General features: G+C 72.2%; 16 protein-coding genes. 11 read left to right on the forward strand and 5 right to left on the reverse strand.

The genetic code is table 11. The features are described 5' to 3' along the window. The first annotated feature begins 33 nt into the window (after positions 1-33). On the forward strand, positions 34-1533 hold the full coding sequence (locus ACWCRJ_RS42615; protein WP_450944362.1) for an acyl-CoA synthetase: 1500 nt from the start codon (positions 34-36) through the stop codon (positions 1531-1533). Positions 1534-1595: 62 nt separating this feature from the next. Next, a complete protein-coding gene (locus ACWCRJ_RS42620) occupies positions 1596-2435 on the forward strand; it encodes an alpha/beta fold hydrolase (protein WP_450944363.1) in 840 nt (279 codons plus the stop codon). Positions 2436-2453: 18 nt separating this feature from the next. On the opposite strand, the gene ACWCRJ_RS42625 is transcribed toward ACWCRJ_RS42620, so the two are convergent. Further along, the gene (locus ACWCRJ_RS42625; protein ID WP_450944364.1) at positions 2454-4073 is read right to left on the reverse strand and encodes an acyl-CoA synthetase; all 1620 of its coding nucleotides are present in this window, start codon (positions 4071-4073) and stop codon (positions 2454-2456) included. A 167-nt stretch (positions 4074-4240) separates the two neighbouring features. On the opposite strand from ACWCRJ_RS42625, the gene ACWCRJ_RS42630 reads away from it, so the two are divergent. The 7 genes from ACWCRJ_RS42630 to ACWCRJ_RS42660 all read left to right on the forward strand — a co-directional run bounded on the left by ACWCRJ_RS42630 (position 4241) and on the right by ACWCRJ_RS42660 (position 10738). Continuing rightward, positions 4241-5041: a crotonase/enoyl-CoA hydratase family protein gene (locus ACWCRJ_RS42630; RefSeq protein WP_450944365.1), complete on the forward strand. Its 801-nt coding sequence runs from the start codon at positions 4241-4243 to the stop codon at positions 5039-5041. A 120-nt stretch (positions 5042-5161) separates the two neighbouring features. Beyond that, positions 5162-6103 (forward strand): Zn-ribbon domain-containing OB-fold protein, encoded by a 942-nt coding sequence (locus tag ACWCRJ_RS42635; RefSeq protein ID WP_450944366.1) that lies wholly within the window; start codon positions 5162-5164, stop codon positions 6101-6103. Beyond that, positions 6100-7176 (forward strand): thiolase domain-containing protein, encoded by a 1077-nt coding sequence (locus tag ACWCRJ_RS42640; RefSeq protein WP_450944367.1) that lies wholly within the window; start codon positions 6100-6102, stop codon positions 7174-7176. Before ACWCRJ_RS42635 ends, ACWCRJ_RS42640 begins: the two co-directional genes overlap by 4 nt. Then, the gene (locus ACWCRJ_RS42645) at positions 7173-8339 is read left to right on the forward strand and encodes a thiolase domain-containing protein (RefSeq protein WP_450944368.1); all 1167 of its coding nucleotides are present in this window, start codon (positions 7173-7175) and stop codon (positions 8337-8339) included. The genes ACWCRJ_RS42640 and ACWCRJ_RS42645 overlap by 4 nt, the downstream gene beginning before the upstream one ends. Positions 8340-8421: 82 nt before the next feature. Continuing rightward, positions 8422-8667: a DUF397 domain-containing protein gene (locus tag ACWCRJ_RS42650; RefSeq protein ID WP_033526253.1), complete on the forward strand. Its 246-nt coding sequence runs from the start codon at positions 8422-8424 to the stop codon at positions 8665-8667. Between the two features lie 171 nt (positions 8668-8838). Continuing rightward, complete coding sequence (locus tag ACWCRJ_RS42655) at positions 8839-10086, forward strand: MFS transporter (protein ID WP_450944369.1); 1248 nt, start codon at positions 8839-8841, stop codon at positions 10084-10086. 154 nt (positions 10087-10240) lie between these two features. Continuing rightward, positions 10241-10738: a hypothetical protein gene (locus ACWCRJ_RS42660; RefSeq protein ID WP_046917562.1), complete on the forward strand. Its 498-nt coding sequence runs from the start codon at positions 10241-10243 to the stop codon at positions 10736-10738. Between the two features lie 79 nt (positions 10739-10817). Here ACWCRJ_RS42660 and ACWCRJ_RS42665 read toward each other — a convergent pair whose 3' ends face one another. Then, positions 10818-12794: an N-acetylmuramoyl-L-alanine amidase gene (locus tag ACWCRJ_RS42665; protein WP_450944370.1), complete on the reverse strand. Its 1977-nt coding sequence runs from the start codon at positions 12792-12794 to the stop codon at positions 10818-10820. A gap of 250 nt (positions 12795-13044) precedes the next feature. Then, complete coding sequence (locus tag ACWCRJ_RS42670) at positions 13045-14184, reverse strand: aminoglycoside phosphotransferase family protein (protein WP_450944371.1); 1140 nt, start codon at positions 14182-14184, stop codon at positions 13045-13047. A gap of 235 nt (positions 14185-14419) precedes the next feature. On the opposite strand from ACWCRJ_RS42670, the gene ACWCRJ_RS42675 reads away from it, so the two are divergent. After that, positions 14420-15913, forward strand: a complete 1494-nt coding sequence (locus ACWCRJ_RS42675; protein WP_450944372.1) for a DNA-binding protein NsdB — start codon at positions 14420-14422, stop codon at positions 15911-15913. A gap of 48 nt (positions 15914-15961) precedes the next feature. Here ACWCRJ_RS42675 and ACWCRJ_RS42680 read toward each other — a convergent pair whose 3' ends face one another. Further along, positions 15962-17380, reverse strand: a complete 1419-nt coding sequence (locus ACWCRJ_RS42680) for a PP2C family protein-serine/threonine phosphatase (RefSeq protein WP_450944373.1) — start codon at positions 17378-17380, stop codon at positions 15962-15964. A gap of 417 nt (positions 17381-17797) precedes the next feature. Between ACWCRJ_RS42680 and ACWCRJ_RS42685 the strand changes: the two genes are divergently transcribed. Further along, the gene (locus ACWCRJ_RS42685) at positions 17798-18211 is read left to right on the forward strand and encodes an SsgA family sporulation/cell division regulator (protein ID WP_005474386.1); all 414 of its coding nucleotides are present in this window, start codon (positions 17798-17800) and stop codon (positions 18209-18211) included. Positions 18212-18248: 37 nt separating this feature from the next. Here the strand turns inward: ACWCRJ_RS42685 and ACWCRJ_RS42690 are convergent, their stop codons facing one another. Beyond that, positions 18249-19373, reverse strand: coding sequence for a baeRF3 domain-containing protein (locus ACWCRJ_RS42690; protein ID WP_450944374.1), 1125 nt, complete (start codon positions 19371-19373; stop codon positions 18249-18251). Positions 19374-19591 lie beyond the last annotated feature (218 nt).

The raw sequence follows: 19591 nt of genomic DNA on the forward strand, positions 1-19591 counted from the left end.
GGCGTCGGAAACGTGGACGAAGGAGCGGGAAACATGACGGCAGGCCGCAGTGTGACGGTCGACGGGACGCTGCGCCGCAGCGCCCGGCGCGTTCCCGCCCGCGTCGCGATCCACTACGGCGAACGGTCGTGGACCTACGCCGAACTGGACGACGCGGTCTCCCGCGCGGCCCGCGCCCTGCGGGACACCGGACTGCGGCCCGGTGACCGGGTCGCCGCCTACGGCCACAACTCCGACGCCTATCTCATCGCCTTCCTGGCCGCCGCCCGTGCCGGCCTGGTGCACGTCCCCGTCAACCAGAACCTCACCGGCGACGACCTCGCCTACCTCCTCGACCAGTCCGGCAGCACCCTCGTCCTCACCGATCCCGACCTGGCCGGCCACCTCCCCGAGGGCACCCGCGCCCTGCCCCTGCGCGACGCGGACGACTCGCTCCTCGCACGACTCGCCGGCACCGAGCCGTACGACGGTGAGGAGCCCCGGGCCGAGGACCTCGTCCAGCTCCTGTACACCTCGGGCACGACCGCGCTCCCCAAGGGCGCGATGATGACGCACCGCGCGCTGGTCCACGAGTACCTCAGCGCGATCGCCGCCCTCGACCTCCAGGCGGGCGACCTGCCCGTGCACTCCCTGCCGCTGTACCACTCCGCCCAGATGCACGTCTTCCTGGTGCCGTACCTCGCGGTCGGCGCCACCAATACGATCCTCGACGCCCCCGACGGCGACCGGATCCTCGACCTTGTGGAGGAGGGCCGCGCCGACAGCTTCTTCGCCCCGCCCACGGTGTGGATCGCCCTCGCGGGCCGCCCCGACTTCGACACGCGTGACCTCGGCGGCCTGCGCAAGGCGTACTACGGGGCGTCGATCATGCCCGTGCCCGTCCTGGAACGGCTCCGGGAGCGGTTGCCCAAGCTGGCCTTCCATAACTGCTTCGGGCAGAGCGAGATCGGCCCGCTGGCGATGGTCCTCGGACCGCACGAGCACAAGGGGCGCATGGACTCCTGCGGGCGTCCCGTCATGTTCGTCGAGGCGAAGGTCGTCGACGAGGACGGCGAGGAGGTGCCCGACGGGACTCCCGGTGAGATCGTCTACCAGTCGCAGCAGCTCTGCGAGGGCTACTGGGAGAAGCCGGAGGAGACCGCCGAGGCGTTCCGCGACGGCTGGTTCCACTCCGGGGACCTCGCCGTGCGCGACGCCCACGGCTTCTTCACCGTCGTCGACCGTGTGAAGGACGTCATCAACTCCGGCGGCGTCCTCATCGCGTCGCGCCAGGTCGAGGACGCGCTCTACACCCACGAGGCGGTCGCCGAGGCCGCGGTGATCGGTCTGCCCGACGACCACTGGATCGAGGCCGTCACGGCGGTCGTCGTACGCCGGGGAGAGGTCACGGAGGGCGAACTCGTCGCCCACGCCCGTGAGAAGCTCCCCCACTTCAAGGCACCCAAGGCGATCCACTTCGTGGACGCGCTGCCGCGCAACGCGAGCGGGAAGATCCTCAAACGGGAGCTGCGGGACCGCTTCACGCGGACGTGAGTGCCCGGCGACGCCGTGAACCCCGTTGCGGCGCACACCCTCCGCCCCCGAAGATCGACACCATGCCGACCTTCACCGCACCCGACGGAACAGAACTCGCCTATCATCTGCGCGGCGAGGGCGACCCGTTGATCGTCCTCCCCGGCGGAGCGATGCGCGCCTCCGCCTACCTGGGCGACCTCGGCGGTCTGACGGCCCACCGGCGCCTGGTCCTGCTCGACCTGCGCGGCACGGGCGACTCGGCCGTCCCCGCCGATCCCGCGACCTACCGCTGCGACCGCCAGGTCGACGACGTGGAGGCACTCCGCGCCCACCTGGGCCTGGACCGCGTGGACCTGCTCGCCCACTCGGCCGGCGGCAACCTGGCCACGCTCTACGCGGCCCGCCACCCCGAGCGGGTCTCGCGTCTGGCGCTGATCACCGCCACCCCCTGGGCGGTGGGCCTGCCGGTGACCGTCGAGGACCGCCTCGCCGCCGCCCGCCTGCGCGAGGGCGAACCGTGGTTCGCCGATGCGTACCCGGCCTTCGAGGCAGCCTGGACCGGCCGCGGCCCCTTCGCCGACGCCATGATGCCGCTGTTCTACGGCCGCTGGGACGACACCGCCCGCGCCCACATGGCCGCCGGGGAACATCAGACCAACGACGAGGCGTCCACCCTCTACGGCTCCGAGGGCGCCTACGACCCGCCCGTCACCCGGGCCGCCCTCGCCGCACTGCGGGCGCCGGTCCTGGTGTACGCGGGCGAACTCGACACCGGCCCCACGCCCGAACTCGCCCACCGCGCGGCCGCCTTCTTCCCGGACGCGCGGTTCGCGGTCCAGCCGGGCGGCGGCCACTTCCCGTGGCTGGACGACCCGCGGTGGTTCGTACGGGAGGTGGCGGCCTTTCTCACCGGCCGCTGACGGGGCCCCGGGGGCGGCTCATCCGTCGGCCGCCACCGCCACCGACCGTGCCCAGCGGTAGTCCGCCTTGCCGCTGGGGGAGCGCTGGATCGTGTCGGTGAGGACCAGCTGGCGGGGGATCTTGTAGCCGGCGAGGCGGGCGCGGCAGTGGCTCTGGATGTCCTGGAGGGACGGCAGGTCCGCGCCCTCGCGCAGCTGGACGACGGCGGCGACGTGGCTGCCCCAGCGGGCGTCGGGCACCCCGGCCACCAGCGCGTCGTACACGTCGGGGTGGGCCTTCAGGGCCTGCTCGACCTCCTCCGGGTACACCTTCTCGCCACCGGTGTTGATGCACTGGGAGCCCCGGCCGAGGACCGTGACGACGCCCTCCTCGTCGACGGTCGCCATGTCACCGAGGAGCACCCAGCGCTCGCCGTCCCGCTCGAAGAAGGTCTCGGCGGTCTTCCTCGGGTCGTTGTAGTAGCCGAGGGGGACATGGCCGCGCTGGGCGACCCGGCCCGGCACGCCGACCGGCACGGGTTCGTACGTCGCCGGATCCACGACCTGTGTCCGGGAGTGGACCCGTATACGGAACCCGTCGCCGGCGCCCGAGTCCGCCGTCGCCGTGCCGTTGAAACCGGACTCCGACGAACCGAAGTTGTTCAGCAGCATCGCGTTCGGCACCAGGGCCTGGAACTGCTGCCGGACGGTCTCCGACATGATCGCCCCGGAGGACGACACGCTGAACAGGGACGAGCAGTCCGTGCCCCGCATCGGGCCGTCGAGCGCGTCGATGAGCGGGCGCAGCATGGCGTCGCCGACCAGCGACACACTGGTGACCTTCTCCTTCTCGATCGTCCGCAGGGCCTCCTCGGGCACGAACTTGCGGTGGATCACCACCCGCTGGCCGAAGTTGAACCCGATGAACGCGGTGAGCGTGGAGGTGCCGTGCATCAGTGGGGCCGTGGGGAAGAACGTGATCCCCTCGCCGCCGGCCGCGACGCGCTCGGCCAGCTCCTCCGGTGACTTCACCGGCTCCCCGGTGGGGGCGCCGCCGCCCAACCCCGAGAAGAACAGGTCCTCCTGACGCCACATCACACCCTTGGGCATGCCCGTGGTGCCGCCGGTGTAGATGATGAACTGGTCGTCGCCCGAGCGCGCCGGGAAGCCCCGCTCGGCGGACGCGGCAGCCACCGCCTCGGTGAAGTCGACCACGTCGAGCGCGGGCGCGTCCGGCCCGGGGGTCCCCACCCGCACCAGGTGCCGCAGCTTCTCCGTGCGCGGCAGCGTGGCCGCCACCCGCCCCGTGAACTCCGTGTCGAAGACCAGACCGGCCAGATCCGCGTCCCGGTAGAGGTAGACCAACTCCTCTTCCACATAGCGATAGTTGACGTTGACCGGCACGATCCGGGCCTTCAGGCACCCGAGCGCGGTCTGCAGGTACTCGATGCCGTTGTACAGGTGCAGCCCCACGTGCTCGCCGGGCCGTATCCCGCTGTCGAGCAGATGGTGTCCGACCCGGTTGGCCGCCGCGTCCAGCTCCGCGTAGGTGAGCCGGTGTTCCGCGCCCGTGCCGGGGATGTCGAGATACGCGAGCGCCGCCCGGCCCGGAACCACGTCGACCACCGACTCGAACAGGTCGGCAAGGTTGTACTCCACCGCGCTCCTCCTGACCTCGCTGCCCCTCGGTTGCCGGTCATCAGAGCAAAGGGCGGCACAACTGTGAAGAGTCCCCGCACAGAAATCTGACTGTCTGTCAGAAACCTCTTGAAGTGCCGCCCCGTCTCCTGCAACCTGTTCTCGTTTCCTGTGGAGGGAGAACCCCGATGGGCGGCACCGAACACCTCACCGTGCGGCGCGAAGGCGGCACACTGGTGCTCACGCTCAACAGGCCCGAAGCCAAGAACGCGCTCTCGCTGCCGATGCTCGTCGGCCTGTACGACGGCTGGGTCCAGGCCGACGAGGACGAGGAGATCCGCTCGATCGTCCTCACGGGAGCGGGCGGTGCCTTCTGTGCCGGGATGGACCTCAAGGCCCTCGCGGGCAAGGGGATGGAGGGACAGCGGTACCGGGACCGGCTCAAGGCCGACCCCGACCTGCACTGGAAGGCCATGCTCCGCCACCACCGGCCGCGCAAGCCGGTGATCGCCGCCGTCGAGGGGCACTGCGTCGCCGGCGGCACGGAGATCCTCCAGGGCACCGACATCCGGGTCGCGGGCGAGTCGGCGACGTTCGGCCTCTTCGAGGTCAGGCGCGGGCTCTTCCCGATCGGCGGCTCCACGGTCCGGCTTCAGCGGCAGATCCCGCGCACGCACGCGCTGGAGATGCTGCTCACCGGGCGGCCGTACAGCGCGCGCGAGGCCGCCGGCATCGGGCTGATCGGGCATGTCGTGCCCGACGGCACGGCCCTGGACAAGGCCCTGGAGATCGCCGAGCGGATCAACGCGTGCGGGCCGCTGGCCGTGGAGGCGGTGAAGGCGTCCGTGTACGAGACGGCCGAGATGACCGAGGCGGAGGGGCTGGCCGCCGAGCTGAAGCGGGGGTGGCCGGTCTTCGACACGGCCGACGCGAAGGAAGGGGCCCGTGCCTTCGCCGAGAAGCGGCCCCCTGTTTACAAGCGGGCGTAGGTGCTGTGCCCGGCGTGGTCGTTCTTCGGCTGCGGGTCGGCCGTGGCTGCCCGCGCAGTTCCCCGCGCCCCTGAAAAGCGGGACGTGTCCCTGCCCCTCTGCTGAAGGAGGCAACCTTCGATGTCGGCAATCCTCAAAGCGCCACTCACCGTGGAGTTCCCGTTCACCCGTTCCCTGGGCCCCGTACAGAGCGCCTTCCTCACCGGACTGCGTGAGCGCGTGCTCCTCGGTGTGCGCACCGGCGACGGCCGGGTGCTGGTCCCGCCCGTCGAGTACGACCCCGTCACCGCCGAGGAGATCCGTGACCTGGTCGAGGTCGCGCCGACCGGCACCGTGACCACCTGGGCCTGGAACCACGAGCCGCGCCGCGGCCAGCCCCTCGCCACCCCCTTCGCCTGGGTGCTGGTGCGGCTCGACGGCGCCGACACGGCCCTGCTCCACGTCCTCGACGCGCCCGGCCCCGACGCCGTACGCGCCGGCATGCGCGTCCGCGTCCGATGGGCAGGGGAACGGTCCGGCGCCATCACCGACATCGCCTGCTTCGAGCCGTACGACGGGCAGGCGGAGCAACCGGGCGGCCACGGCGGCGAGTTCGACGACGCGGTCACCGGGATCGTCGCCCCCGCCCGCCTCGACTACACCTACTCGCCCGGCCGCGCCCAGACCGGCTACATCAACGCCCTCGGCGGCCGCCGCACGGTCGGTGAACGCTGCCCCTCCTGCCGCAAGGTGTACGTGCCGCCGAGGGGCGCCTGTCCGACCTGCGGGGTGGCCACGGCCGAGCAGGTGGAGGTGGGCCCGGCCGGGACGGTCACCACGTTCTGCATCGTCAACATCAAGGCGAAGAACCTGGACATCGAAGTTCCCTATGTCTACGCCCACATCGCCCTCGACGGCGCCGGGCTCGCCCTGCACGGCCGGATCGCCGGCATCCCCTACGACCAGGTGCGCATGGGGCTGCGCGTCGAACCGGTGTGGACCGAGGGGGCCCGCTACCCCGACCACTACCGGCCCACCGGCGAACCCGACGCGGACTACGAGACGTTCAGGGAGACGCTATGACGCGCGAGACACCACGAGAGACGGGCGCACGTGACATCGCCGTCGTCGCCTTCGCCCAGACCGACCACCGGCGCACCAGCGACGACGTCTCCGAGGTGGAGATGCTCATGCCGGTGCTCCACCAGGTCATGGAGGCCACCGGACTGAAGACCGCCGACATCGGCTTCACCTGCTCCGGCTCCAGCGACTACCTCGCGGGCCGGGCCTTCTCCTTCACCCTGGCCCTCGACGGCGTGGGCGCCTGGCCGCCGATCTCCGAGTCGCACGTCGAGATGGACGGGGCGTGGGCGCTGTACGAGGCCTGGGTGAAACTGCGGACCGGCGACGCCGACACCGCGCTCGTCTACTCCTACGGCAAGTCCTCGCCCGGATCGGTGCGCGACGTCCTGACCCGGCAGCTCGACCCCTACTACGTGGCCCCGCTGTGGCCCGACTCCGTCGCCCTCGCCGCCCTCCAGGCCCAGGCGCTCATCGACGCGGGCACCACGGACGAGCCGGCACTGGCGGCCGTCGGCGCCCGCAGCCGCGCCGACGCCACCGCCAACTCCCACGCCCAGCTGCGGGGTTCGGTCCCGCAGGGGGAGTATCTCGTACGGCCGCTGCGCACCGGGGACTGTCCGCCCATCGGCGACGGCGCCGCCGCCGTGATCCTGGCGGCGGGGGACCGGGCCCGTGATCTGTGCGAGCGGCCCGCCTGGATCCGGGGCATCGACCACCGCATCGAGGCGCACGGCATCGGCGTACGCGATCTCACCGACTCGCCGTCCACCCGGCTCGCCGCCGAGCGCGCCGGAGCGTTCGAACGCCCGGTGGACACCGCCGAGCTGCACGCGCCGTTCAGCTCGCAGGAGGTGATCCTGCGCGAGGTGCTGGGGCTCGACGACAGGGTGCGCGTCAATCCGTCGGGCGGGGCGCTGGCCGCCAACCCGGTCATGGCCGCCGGGCTCATCAGGATCGGCGAGGCCGCCGCCCGCATCCACCGGGGCGAGTCCGACCGGGCGCTGGCACACGCCACGTCCGGCCCCTGTCTGCAGCAGAACCTGGTCGCCGTACTCGAAGGGGATCCCCGATGAGCAAGGAGCCCGTGGCCGTCGTAGGCGTCGGCCAGACCAAGCACGTGGCGGCGCGCCGGGACGTGTCGATCGCCGGGCTCGTCCGCGAGGCCGCCCGACGGGCTCTGGACGACGCCGAGTTGACGTGGGCCGACGTCGAGGCCGTCGTCATCGGCAAGGCGCCCGACTTCTTCGAGGGCGTCATGATGCCCGAGCTGTATCTCGCGGACGCGCTCGGCGCGGTCGGCAAGCCCATGATGCGGGTGCACACGGCGGGCTCGGTCGGCGGCTCGACCGCGCTGGTCGCCGCGAGCCTGGTCGCCGCCCGCGTCCACGGCACCGTGTTGACCCTCGCCTTCGAGAAACAGTCCGAGTCGAACGCCATGTGGGGGCTCTCCCTGCCGATCCCGTTCCAGCAGCCGCTGCTGGCCGGCGCCGGAGGCTTCTTCGCCCCGCACGTGCGGGCGTACATGCGCCGCAGCGGCGCCCCCGACACCGTCGGCTCCCTGGTCGCGTACAAGAACCGCCGCAACGCGCTGAAGAACCCCTACGCCCACCTCCACGAGCACGACATCACGCTGGAGAAGGTCCAGGCCTCGCCCATGCTGTGGGACCCGATCCGCTACTCCGAGACCTGCCCGTCCTCCGACGGGGCCGTCGCCATGGTCCTCACCGACCGCGCGGGGGCCGCCCGGGCGCCCCGGCCCGCCGCGTGGATGCACGGCGGCGCGATGCGCAGCGAGCCGACGCTGTTCGCGGGCAAGGACAGCGTGTCGCCGCGCGCGGGACGGGACTGCGCGGCCGACGTGTACCGGCAGGCGGGCATCGCCGATCCCCGCCGGGAGATCGACGCGGTGGAGATGTACGTGCCGTTCTCCTGGTACGAGCCGATGTGGCTGGAGAACCTGGGCTTCGCCGCGGAGGGGGAGGGCTGGAAGCTCACCGAGTCCGGTGTCACCGAACTGGACGGGGATCTCCCGGTCGACATGTCCGGCGGGGTCCTGTCGACCAACCCCATCGGTGCCTCCGGCATGATCCGTTTCGCGGAGGCCGCGCTCCAGGTGCGGGGCCTCGCGGGAGAACACCAGGTGGACGGCGCCCGCCGGGTGCTGGGACACGCCTACGGCGGCGGATCGCAGTTCTTCTCGATGTGGCTGGTGGGCGCCGAGCCGCCCAGCTCCTGAACCTCCCCCTCACGTGGCCTGTCGGCGGTGGGGGGCGATCGCTAGTCTGGCGGGCGGACGACGAACCGGGAGGAGCACGGACGTGGCCGAGACCACCATGCAGCAGCGATCCCTCGACGGCTGGCACAAACCGGCGGAACTGGACCTGAGCAACGCGGACTGGCGGTCGAGCAGCCAGGGGCGGGGAGATGTCCAGATCGCCTTCGTCGAGGGCTTCATCGCCATGCGCAACAGCGGCAGCCCCGAGAGCCCCTCGCTGATCTTCACCCCCGCCGAATGGGGCGCCTTCGTGTCAGGGGCCCGCGAAGGCGAGTTCGACCTGACCTGAGCGGCGGTACGTGTGGTGTCGCCGGGCCCCGGAGCCCGACGGCGGCCACCGAGGAGGAGGGGGGTGGGGCCCGGACCTGGGGGCCGGATCGGGACTGCCCTGTACATTTGTTCGGTCAAGGGGCGCCGCAGGGGGCCCGCAGTGGTTCCCCTCCCTCGGAGAAGCAGTCTCATGGACGACGCCGTGCGCCGACGCCGGCAGGCGTTGTTCCTGGTCTTCCTGCTCGCCGGCATCTCGATGTCGTCGTGGGTGACCCGCACGCCCGCGATCCGGGACCGGCTGGACGTCTCCACCGCGCAGATGGGACTGGTCCTGTTCGGGCTGTCGCTCGGCGCGATGCTGGGGATCAGCTGTTCGGGGCGGCTGGCGTCCCGATACGGGACACGCCCCGTGATCGTCTGGGGGACCTGGCTGCTGCTGGCCGGGATGGTCACGATCTGCTTCGGCGGCTTCGCCGCGTCGGTGCCGCTGGTGACCACGGGCCTGTGCGCGTTCGGCGCCGGCATGGGCGTCGGGGACGTGGCGGTGAACGTCGACGGCGCCGACGTCGAACGGATCAGCGGACGCACCACACTGCCCCCGCTGCACGGCTTCTTCAGCCTGGGCACGGTGTGCGGAGCCGGTGCGGGAATGGCGGCGACGGCGGCCGGAGTCCCGGTCCACTGGCACCTCGCGGCGGTCGTCGCGCTGTGCGCCGCCCTCCTGCTCCACGCGGTGCGCGCCATCCCGGCGGGGACCGGACGCACCACCCCCGCCGAGCCCCGGGACGACGGCCGCGAGGTGCGCCACCCGGCGGTCTGGAAGGACGGCAGGCTCCTCCTCATCGGCGCGATCGTGCTGGCCATGGCCCTGGCCGAGGGCTCGGCCAACGACTGGCTGCCCCTGCTCATGGTCGACGGACACGGAATGGACCCCACCGCGGGCTCCCTCGTCTACGCCGGATTCGCCGCCGCCATGACGGTGGGCCGCTTCACCGGCACCTATGTCCTCGACCGCTACGGCCGCGTCACCGTGGTCCGCGCCAGTGCCGCCTCCGGCGCACTCGGCCTGCTCCTCGTCGTCGTCTCCGACAACCCCGCCGTGGCCGGTGCCGCCGTGCTGTTCTGGGGCCTCGGCGCCTCGCTCGGCTTCCCGCTGGCGCTCTCCGCCGCCGGAGAGTCCGGCCCCGACGAGACGGCCCGGGTCAGCCTGGTCGCCGTCATCGGCTACGTCGCCTTCCTCGTCGGACCGCCGGGGCTCGGCTTCCTCGGCGAGCACATCGGCCTGCGCCCCGCCATGCTCGTCGTCCTCGCCTGCGTCGCCTGCGCGGCTTTCCTGGCCCCCGCGGTCGACACCACCCGCCGGTCCACCGCCGCCGGCGGGGCGCCCCTCGCCGACAACGCCCCCACCGGCTCATCGGAACGCTCGCGGCAGCCGTGACGGACGGCCCGCGACGCCACTGAACGGGAGTTGCCGCCCCGCCTCGTCCCGGGCGGCACCACGGGCAGGGTCCGCCGACACCGCCCCCTGGAACGCCGTCGCCCCCACAGCTCCCTCGGCCCCACCGCCGCACAGCACGCCGTACCATTGCCGCATGTCCTTCCTCCGCCGCCGCAGCGCCACTCCCGCCGGTCCCGAATTCGACGTACTGGCCATGGATCCGGGCGACTGGCCGGGCAATCTCGGTGCCGGCCTGCTGCCCGCCCCCGACGGCAGCTGCCAGGGCGTCTTCCTGCGCTACGACCTCTACGGCGGTCGCGGCCCCGCGATGATCATCGGCAACCTTCCGGAGGGCTCCCCGGCGCGCGAGGTCTCCGACGGCGAGATCCCCTTCGAGGTGAGCCAGCTGCTGATCGCGCTGGAGAACGAGGAGGACATCACCGTCGTCGGTTCCGAGGACATCCCGGTGATGCAGGGCGACAACCTCCTGATCGTCCGCCGCCTCAAGCTCTCCGAGTCCCGGATCTCCTGCGTCCAGTTCGACCGCAGCGACAACGTCCTGGTGACCATCGCCGCCTGGGACCGCCCCATCACCGACGACCTGTACGCCCTGCTCAAGCCGCTCCCGGCGGAGCTGTTCCAGCAGGGCTGAGCGCAGCAGAGGACAGAGACGAGAAGGGCCGGGTGCGAACCCGGCCCTTCTGGTCTCTTCGTCCTCGGACGCTCTCGGCTCACGCGGCGGGCAGCACCCGCACGTCCGCAGCCCGCACGAACGCCACCCGGTGGCCGAACTGGATCTCGTAGTAGAGGTCCTTGCCGACCACGACCCGGTGTCCGCTCGTGTCGAAGGAGACGGCGTAGTAGTACTCGCCGGGCACCTGGTCGCCGGCCACGTACCTCTGGTCCTTGAGGAGCTTGTACGGCAGCGGGGACACCGCCTGCGCGGGCACGCCCGCCGGGTACGCCGACGCCTCCGGGTAGGCGCGGCCGTACACCGGGACGTCCGCCAGGCCGGCCCGGGGCGTCACGAGCAGACCGGCCGCGCCGACCGCCGTCGGCTTGTCCTTGGGGTTCTTGAACCAGGCCTTCTGCCCCAGGTACCAGATCGCCGTCCAGTCGCCCTGCCGCTCGGCCACCGCGTAACTCTGCCCGGTGGAGACCCGCGAGCCGAGGTCGTTCACCCCGGTCGTCGAGGCGCTGCCGTCCGGCCGCAGTCCGATGTCCTTGATCAGGGGCGAGGTCGTGTCGGGCCTGGTGTACAGGCGTACGGCGCTGGAGCCGTGCACCGCGCAGGAGCCGCCGCCGGACGTGCAGCCGGTGAACACGGGCCGGTTGTCGGCGTAGTCCGGGCGGATGGTGACCATGGCGCTGTCGCCGCCGGACGTCGCGCCGAGCGGTGCGCCCAGCAGCTCGAAGTAGTGCCGCCAGTCCCAGTAGGGGCCCGGATCGGTGTGCATCCCCCGGACCGTCGCCGTCGTCGGGCCGGGCACCGTGTCGTGGCCCAGGATGTGCTGCCGGTCCAGCGGGATGCGGTGCTTGTCGGCGAGATACTTCACCAGCCGCGCCGAGCTGCGGTACATCGCCTCCGTGTACCAGGCGTCCGGCGAGGCGAGGAACCCTTCGTGCTCCAGTCCGACCGACGCCGCGTTGACGTACCAGTTGCCGGCGTGCCAGGCCACGTCCTTGCTCTTGATGTGCTGCGCGATGTGACCGTCCGTGGAGCGCAGCGAGTAGTGCCACGACACGTACGTCGGGTCCTGGACCAGTTCGAGGGTGGTGTCCCAGTAGCCCTCGGTGTCATGGACGACGATGTACCGGACGCGCTGCGAGTTCGGCCGGTCGGCCAGGTCGTGGTTGCCGTAGTCGTTGTCGCCGAACTCCTGGTACGGCGCCGGGATCCACTCGCAGGACACCGTCGTCGGACACTCCGTGCCGCCCGCGGCCGAGGGGCGCAGCCCCGCACGGGACAGCTGCCCGGAGCCGGGGCGCAGGCCCGGCTCGGCGTCGAGCGTCACCCGCTGGCCGGCGTCCGTGACGCGCTCGGCGCCGTCGCGGATCACCGCGAACACCTCGTTCGCGTACGCCGCGGCCGTCGCCCGGTCGTCGGCGCCGGAGAAGCGGGCCACCGCCCCGTACCAGTCCGCCGGATCGGAGCTGGGCCGCGCACCCAGCTCCCGCTGCGCGGCGGCGAGCAGCGCGGCGCCGCCCGCCACGTTCGCGCCGGGGTCGGTGCGCAGCGTCCGTGCGGGCAGGCCGGTCAGTTCGGCGGCCCGCGTCAACGTCGCCAGCCGTGCGGGCAGTCGGGCGGGGTCGGGCAGGTCGGCCTCGGCGACCAGGGGCGGCCGGGACTCGTCGCCGCGCGCGTCCTCGGTGCCCTCGCTGTGGTGCGGGGCCTCGGCCAGGGCCGTACGCGCGTCGGTGAGATGCATGGGGCCGTAGCCGCCGGTGACGCTCGGCGCGCCGCCGTGCGTGTCCCAGCGGGACTGGAGATAGGAGACACCGAGCAGGACCTCGCGCGGTACGCCGTACTCGGCGGCCGCCGTGCCGAAGGCGCCCTGGAGACGAGCCGTGGCGGCGGACACCTGGCCGGCGGGCGGGGCCGCGCCCAGCAGGGGCAGCAGCAGGACGGCGGGGGCTGTGGCGAAGACTGTTCTGCGCGTACGTCCGGGGTGTGGGGTGGGCCTGCGGTCGGTCGGGGAACCTCGCAAGGCGGCCTCCTGTAACGGTGGGGCGTTGGCGGGGGCGTGCGGGACCGAACGGCACCGGTGCTGTCGGTCGGCCGACGATCCGTCAATCATGCCCGCAGGAGGCCGGTTCCCCGGTGATTGCCGACCCCGCGACCACGAACGCCGCGCGCGCCGACGGTCTGGCCCGCACGACGGAGGCGGGGTCCGCAGACACGGCGAAGGTCCGCGGTGCGCCCCGTGTACAGGGGCGCACCGCGGACCTTCCCACCCTTCAGCGCGTGCCGACCGCCGCCCGGACGGCCTTGCGGGCCAACTGGCAGTCGTCGTGCAGCCGCCTGAGCAGCAGCCGCTGTTCCTCGCCGGACGGCGCGGCGGCCGGGTGGGCCGTGCCCGGAGCCGCCGGGGCCGTGTCGTGCATCGAACGCTGCACGGCGGTTTCGTAGGTACGGATCTCCCGGGTCAGGACGAGCATCAGGTTCACCAGGAACGCGTCCCGCGAGGCCGGGCCCGCGGACTGCGCCAGCTGACTGATCTGCCGCCGCGCCACCGGCGCGTCCCCGAGCACCGCCCACAGCGTGGCCAGGTCGTACCCCGGCAGATACCACCCCGCGTGTTCCCAGTCCACCAGCACTGGACCGGCCGGTGAGAGCAGGATGTTCGACAGGAGGGCGTCGCCGTGGCAGAACTGGCCCATGCCCTGACGGCCCGACGCGTGCGCGATGCCGTGCAGCAGTTTCTGCAGGTCCCCCATGTCCCGGTCGGTGAGCAGACCCAGCTCGTGGAAGCGGGAGATGCGCTCCGCGTAGTCCAGCGGGGCGTCGAAGGTCCCCGTCGGCGGCCGCCACGCGTTCAGCCGGCAGATCGCGCCGAGCGCCGCCCGGATGTCGGCGCGCGGCGGCGCCTCCACCGGATGCCGCTGCAGGGCCGCCACCCGGCCCGGCATCCGCTCGATGACCAGCGTGCAGTTGTCCGGATCCGCTGCGATCAGCCTCGGCGCCCGCACCGGGGGGCGGTGCCGGACGAACGAGCGGTATGCCGCTATTTCATGCCGGAGCCGCTCCTCCCAGATGGAGGAATGGTCCAGTAAACACTTGGCGACGGCCGTGCTGCGCCCGGTCGTACCCACGAGCAGCACCGAGCGGCCGCTGCGGCGCAGCACCTGGACCGGGGCGAACTCCGGGCAGATGCGGTGCACCGAGGCGATCGCCGTGCGCAGCTGTGCGCCCTGGGGGCCGGACAGATCGAGTCTGCCGCTGAGCGGCTGGGTGCCGAGGCCCGGCACGCGCCGCGCCCGGCCGGCACCGAGCACCGGGGCCGCCGTACGCGAGGGATCGAGGTAGGGGCCGCCGCCCGGCTGACGGGGGTGCAGCGACCGGGGAGGAGCGGACACGGAGGACGATGCTGCGTACATGGGGGAAGACAGATCCCTTCGTGTGCCGGCAATGTCACGCGCTGCCCGCCCCGGTCGTCCGAGGACACCCTGGGGAGTGCCCGTCGGGGCGACCGGGTCGGGGTGGCGCTTTCCTACCTGACACCGGATGGGCCCTGGCACACCATGTAGCGCACCCTGGCGAAGCCTGGCGAATAGTCCCCGTGCAACTGACAGCGGGCTACATTCAACTCAGCCGAGAACCTGGGGGCTTGACGTGAGCGGACAACCCAACAACCGACTCGCAGACCTGTTCGGCCTGGCCGGCTGGTCCAAGGGAGAGCTCGCGAGGCTGGTCAACCGGCAGGCGGCGGCCATGGGCCACCCCCAGCTGGCGACCGACACCTCACGGGTGCGGCGGTGGATCGACATGGGAGAGATCCCGCGCGATCCCGTGCCGCGGGTGCTGGCGGCCCTGTTCACCGAGCGTCTCGGCCGTGTCGTGACCATAGAGGACCTCGGTCTGGTCCGGCACGGGCGTACGGGGAAACGGCGCGGCGGGGATGTGGAACACCCCGACGGCGTGCCGTGGGCGCCCGAACGGACTGCCGCGGTCCTCACCGAATTCACGGGAATGGACCTCATGCTCAACCGACGCGGCTTGGTGGGCGCGGGTGTCGCGCTCACCGCGGGACCTGCTCTCAGCAGCGCCATGCACGACTGGCTGCACACCGATCCGGCCCTCGCGGCCGACGCCCCCGACCTCGACAACCCCCTGCACGCCGACCCCGCCGGGTTCGACCGCTACGAGGCCGCCCCCATCGGGGTGCAGGAGATCGAGGAACTGGAGCGCTCGGTCGAGGTGTTCCGGGCCTGGGACGCGGCCCGGGGCGGCGGACTGCAACGCAAGGCTGTCGTGGGACAGCTCAACGAGGTGGGAGGCATGCTCTCCTACCACCACCCCGAACGGATCCAGCGGCGCCTGTGGGGCGTCGCCGCCAACCTCGCCGTCCTCGCGGGCTGGATGTCGCACGACATCGGCCTCGAACCCACCGCCCAGAAGTACTTCATCATCGCCGCCCACGCGGCCCGCGAGGGTGGTGACCGGCCCCGCGCAGGCGAGGCCCTGTCCCGGGCGGCCCGACAACTGGTGCACCTCGGCAAGCCCGACGAGGCGCTCGACCTCATGAAGCTCGCCCAGTCCGGCTCCGGCGAGCAGGTGCTGCCGCGCACCAAGGCCATGCTCCACACCGTCGAGGCCTGGGCTCAGGCGTCCATGGGCAAGGGCCAGGCCATGCGCCGCACCCTGGGGCAGGCCGAGGACCTGTTCGTCTCCGACCGGTCGGACGTGCCGCCGCCCAGCTGGATGCAGATGTTCAAGGAGGAGGACCTCTACGGCATGCAGGCCCTGGCCTACCGCACCCTCGCGGAGCACGACCCGGCCGCGGCCAAACAGGCCCGGCACTACGCGCAGAAGGCACTGGAACTGCGCGTCGACGGCCGGCAGCGGTCCAAGATCTTCGACTTCCTGTCCATGGCCTCGGCCTGCTTCATCGGCGACGACCCCGAACAGGCGGACCGGTACGCCCGCCTCGCTCTGATGTCGATGGGCTCCAACTCCTCCCACCGCACCTGGGACCGGCTGCGTCAGATGTACCGGCTCACCGGTCAGTACTCCAGCTATCCGAAGATCAGGGAACTGCGGGAGGAGCTCAAACTCGCCCTGCCCAAACCCCAGTCGAAGAACAAGGGCGACATCGCGCCGGCGTGAGCGCGGCGAACGGCCCCCGGACCGTCCGGAGCCGATGTCGGCACTTCCTCAGGAGCTGACCCTGGCGACGAGTACACAGGCGTCGTCCGCACGCTCGGCCTCGCCGAACTCCTCCACCACGGTCCGTACACATTCCTGGGCCGTACGGGCCCCGCCGAACCGCGGGGCCAGGTCCAGCAGTCGCTGCACGGTGGCCGCTCCATCGCGCCGGGGGACCAGTCCGTCGGTGTGCAGGAGCAGGAGGTCGCCCTGTTCGAGCGTCACTTCGGCCTGCCCGTAGACGGCACCCGAGGTCGCTCCGAGCAGGACGCCGTCCGGCGCCGTCAGCACCTGCCCCGCCCCGTCGCGGAACAGCAGCGGGGCGGGGTGCCCCGCCTGTGCCCACACGAGGGTGCGGGTCTGCGGCCGGTAGCGGCAGCAGACGGCGCTGCCGAGGGCCGGTTGCACGGTGCTGTCCAGTAACTGGTTGAGGCAGGCCATCAGCCGGCCCGGCTCGGTGCCCGCCATCGCCATGCCGCGCAGGGCGCCGATCAGCATCGCCATGCCCGAGGTGACGGTCACGCCGTGACCGGTGAGGTCGCCGACACTCAACAGGCTCTCGCCGCCGGGCAGTTCCAGGGCGTCGTACCAGTCGCCGCCGATGAGCGCGCTCGTCGAGCAGGGCAGGTAGTGGGCGGCCAGGTCCAGCCTCTCGGGGCCCCGCTGGGGGAGGCGAAGGGAGGCGCGCCACGGTGGCAGCACGGCCTCCTGCAGTTCGACCGCGAGGCGGTGCTCGGTCTGCGCGATGTGCCGTTGGCGGTGCAGCGAGTCGCGGCTCTCGCTCTCCGCACGCTGGCTGCGCCGCAGTTCGCTGACGTCCCGCAGGACGGCCCACATCGAGGCCGTGGCGCCGTCGTCGTCGAGCACCGGCTCGCCCATCATGTGCACGGTGCGCACCCCGCCGTCGGGGAGCACGATCCGGAACTCCCCGTCGATGCGCTTGGCGTCGATCAGACAGTCCGTCACCATCGCGGTCAGGGTCGGCCGGTCCTCGTCGAGCACCAGCGACGGCAGTTCGTCGAGGGTCAGCGGTGGCGAGGCGGGGTCGCGGCCGAGGATCTGGTACAGCTCCCCGGACCAGCCCGCCTCGTCCGTGAGCAGGTTCCACTCGGCGCTGCCGACCCGGCTGAGCAGCGACGTGCGTGGGGGCACCGGGGGTGGCGCGACGTGGGGCTCGGGGGCCGGCGGCAGGGTGGGGCCGTCCCTCAGCTGGGCCAAGTGGTCGTCGAGGTCGCTGAGTTGGTGCAGGGCCAGGTCGTAGAGCGCGCGCTGCCAGCGGACCTCGGGGTCCCCTCCGTCGGCGGGCGCGTCGCGTCGTACGGCGTCCACCTCGCCGCGCAGCCGTCGCGTCTGCGAGATGAGCGCGTCGACCGTGCCACGACGGGGCGGCTGGGCGGCGGGACGATCCGCAGAGAGAGGAGACGGCATCACGTACTCCGATGGGGGACGGTACGACCAACGCTGACGTAAGGGCCGATTACGACTGTTGCACAGCCCTCGACGCGCTGTAAGGGATTTGGCAAGACACGATGCGGTGGTGCTTGCGGCATATGCCACCGTCCTCGCGGTCGGGGTCGTCCACTGTTCGCCGGTACGCGTCCACGGGCTTCAAGTCGTAGGAATCGTACGTGACTTGACGGATCATCGACCGCCCGCACACCTCTTTCATTCCCGTGTTCGAGGGGCATATGTACGAGCCTCACGGCGGGAAATCGAGTGACTTGGGTCACAGTGATGAATCCAGGAAGCCGCGGGTCACGAAAACCCTTCGCGAGGTCGAGACGCACGTCGGCGCACGGGCCGGACGCGTCGCGGAAAGAGCTTCACCGAAACGGAGACCGTTCAATGACCGTCACGCTGGAACAGCCCGCCCGCGCTCTCCTCGTCACCGCCGAGGACCGGGAGGTGCCGGTGCCCGCGAGCCTGCGCTATTCCTCGGACGATCCGCTGGCCGTGCACCTCGACTTCCCGGCCGACATCTCGCTGAACGGCACCATGGTGACCTGGACCTTCTCCCGCGATCTGCTGGAGAAAGGGGTCGCGGCCCCCGCCGGCACCGGCGATGTGCACATCTGGCCCTGCGGCCGCCTGCGCACGGTGGTGGAACTGCGCTCCCCCTACGGCACCGCCCTGCTCCGGTTCGAGAAGGCGGCGCTCCAGCGCTTCCTGCTGCGCAGCTACGGCGTCGTCCCCGCCGGAAGGGAGGAGCTGGGCCCGGCGCTCGACCGGGGCCTGACGTCCCTCCTCGGCGGTGTGTGACACCCGCGCGGCCACGGTCGGCTCGCGCGGGCCGGGCTCAGTAGCGCAGGACCCCGGCGATCCCGCGGGCGTCGCCGAGCATGCCGTCCGGCACGAAGAAGACCTCGGCGCCGGTGTCCAGGCACCGCTCGACGATCTCGTCCACGATGTCCTCGCGGACGTCGAGGTCGCCGCTCTCGGCCGGCACCAGGTGCCCGCCACCCGCCCCACCGGGGCCGGCGCCGTCACCGTCGGCTCGCACGCTCGTGCGGTAGTTCTCCTCGACGGCCAGGAACTGGATGCGTCCCTGCTGCGCGTTCTGCCAGATCTCGTCGACGCTGGCCGCGAACGCCTTGTGGCCGCGCGCCGTCTCCAGCCGCCGGGCCACGGTGTCGGCGTTCCTGCGGTCCTCGGCCGCGACCAGGGGCCCGACCGCCTGCCACACCGCGTCCGGGGTGCCGTGCGCGAGGCCGCCGTGCGGGATGTGGGTGGCGTCCCTGGTGACCGTGCCGATCTCGTGGAACAGGGACAGCGCGGCTGTCGCCCCGGTGACGTACAGGGGCCGGTGCTGTGCGCGCATGACCCGGGCCAGCGTGGTGTCCGCGTCCCGCAGGAAGCGGCGGGTGTCCTCGTCGCGGAAGGTGGACGGCAGGTCGCCGGTGCGCTCCTGGCGCTCGGCGTCGAAGTTGTCGCGCTCCCTGGTCAGCGGGAAGCCGCCGATGTGCGCCTCGGTGACGCGGTCGGGGCCGCCGTTCCACAGGGTGACCCGGTCGGCGGAGACCGAGAGCACCCAGAACGACCGCTCGGCGGCCTGTGCGGCCACCAGGTTCCGGGTGAGGAAGGTGTCCGAGAGCACCACGCGCTCCGGCACCGGCCGGGCCAGTGACCAGACCTGGTGCTCGCCTGGAGCCGCGAAGATCACCAGGCCGTCCTCGGCGTGTGCCAGGTCCACCTCGGCCAGCGCCTGGTCCAGTTGCCCGACCACGTCGGCGCGCCGCTCGCGCGTGACGGAGGGATCGTGCTCCAGTCGCTTCTTCGCCTCGGCCACCACATTGCGCAGCCGGACCGGATCCTGGGCGTTCTCGGGTTCCCTGCGGTGGGTCGGCGTCAGCACCGACACCGCGGGGTAGGGCCGCGGGCGGCGCAGTTCGGTGAGGGTCGCGGGACTGAGGGCATGCTCCATGACTTCACGATAGGACTGATTCGCGTGTCGGGCATTTGGGGTAAACCGGCCCTCGGTGCGCGTCGCCGCGGCGATCGGCGGAGCCAGGGCGCGGGACAGCGGACGAGCCCGTCGGCGCGCACCCGTCAAGGGGGGGCGCGCCGGGGGGGGCGGTGGGGGGGCGGGGGGCCCGGGGGCAGCGGCTTCGGTGACCCGTGGGCGTGGCCGGGCGGGCGTGG

Source organism: Streptomyces sp. NPDC002324, assembly GCF_053593335.1.

What these genes read in the sequence shown, in the direction of transcription:
- ACWCRJ_RS42615 (WP_450944362.1), top strand. Translation starts at nt 34, where the DNA reads ATGACGGCAGGCCGCAGTGTGACGGTCGACGGGACGCTGCGCCGCAGC.
- ACWCRJ_RS42620 (WP_450944363.1), top strand. Translation starts at nt 1,596, where the DNA reads ATGCCGACCTTCACCGCACCCGACGGAACAGAACTCGCCTATCATCTG.
- ACWCRJ_RS42630 (WP_450944365.1), top strand. Translation starts at nt 4,241, where the DNA reads ATGGGCGGCACCGAACACCTCACCGTGCGGCGCGAAGGCGGCACACTG.
- ACWCRJ_RS42635 (WP_450944366.1), top strand. Translation starts at nt 5,162, where the DNA reads ATGTCGGCAATCCTCAAAGCGCCACTCACCGTGGAGTTCCCGTTCACC.
- ACWCRJ_RS42640 (WP_450944367.1), top strand. Translation starts at nt 6,100, where the DNA reads ATGACGCGCGAGACACCACGAGAGACGGGCGCACGTGACATCGCCGTC.
- ACWCRJ_RS42645 (WP_450944368.1), top strand. Translation starts at nt 7,173, where the DNA reads ATGAGCAAGGAGCCCGTGGCCGTCGTAGGCGTCGGCCAGACCAAGCAC.
- ACWCRJ_RS42655 (WP_450944369.1), top strand. Translation starts at nt 8,839, where the DNA reads ATGGACGACGCCGTGCGCCGACGCCGGCAGGCGTTGTTCCTGGTCTTC.
- ACWCRJ_RS42660 (WP_046917562.1), top strand. Translation starts at nt 10,241, where the DNA reads ATGTCCTTCCTCCGCCGCCGCAGCGCCACTCCCGCCGGTCCCGAATTC.
- ACWCRJ_RS42670 (WP_450944371.1), bottom strand. Translation starts at nt 14,184, where the DNA reads ATGTACGCAGCATCGTCCTCCGTGTCCGCTCCTCCCCGGTCGCTGCAC.
- ACWCRJ_RS42680 (WP_450944373.1), bottom strand. Translation starts at nt 17,380, where the DNA reads ATGCCGTCTCCTCTCTCTGCGGATCGTCCCGCCGCCCAGCCGCCCCGT.
- ACWCRJ_RS42685 (WP_005474386.1), top strand. Translation starts at nt 17,798, where the DNA reads ATGACCGTCACGCTGGAACAGCCCGCCCGCGCTCTCCTCGTCACCGCC.
- ACWCRJ_RS42690 (WP_450944374.1), bottom strand. Translation starts at nt 19,373, where the DNA reads ATGGAGCATGCCCTCAGTCCCGCGACCCTCACCGAACTGCGCCGCCCG.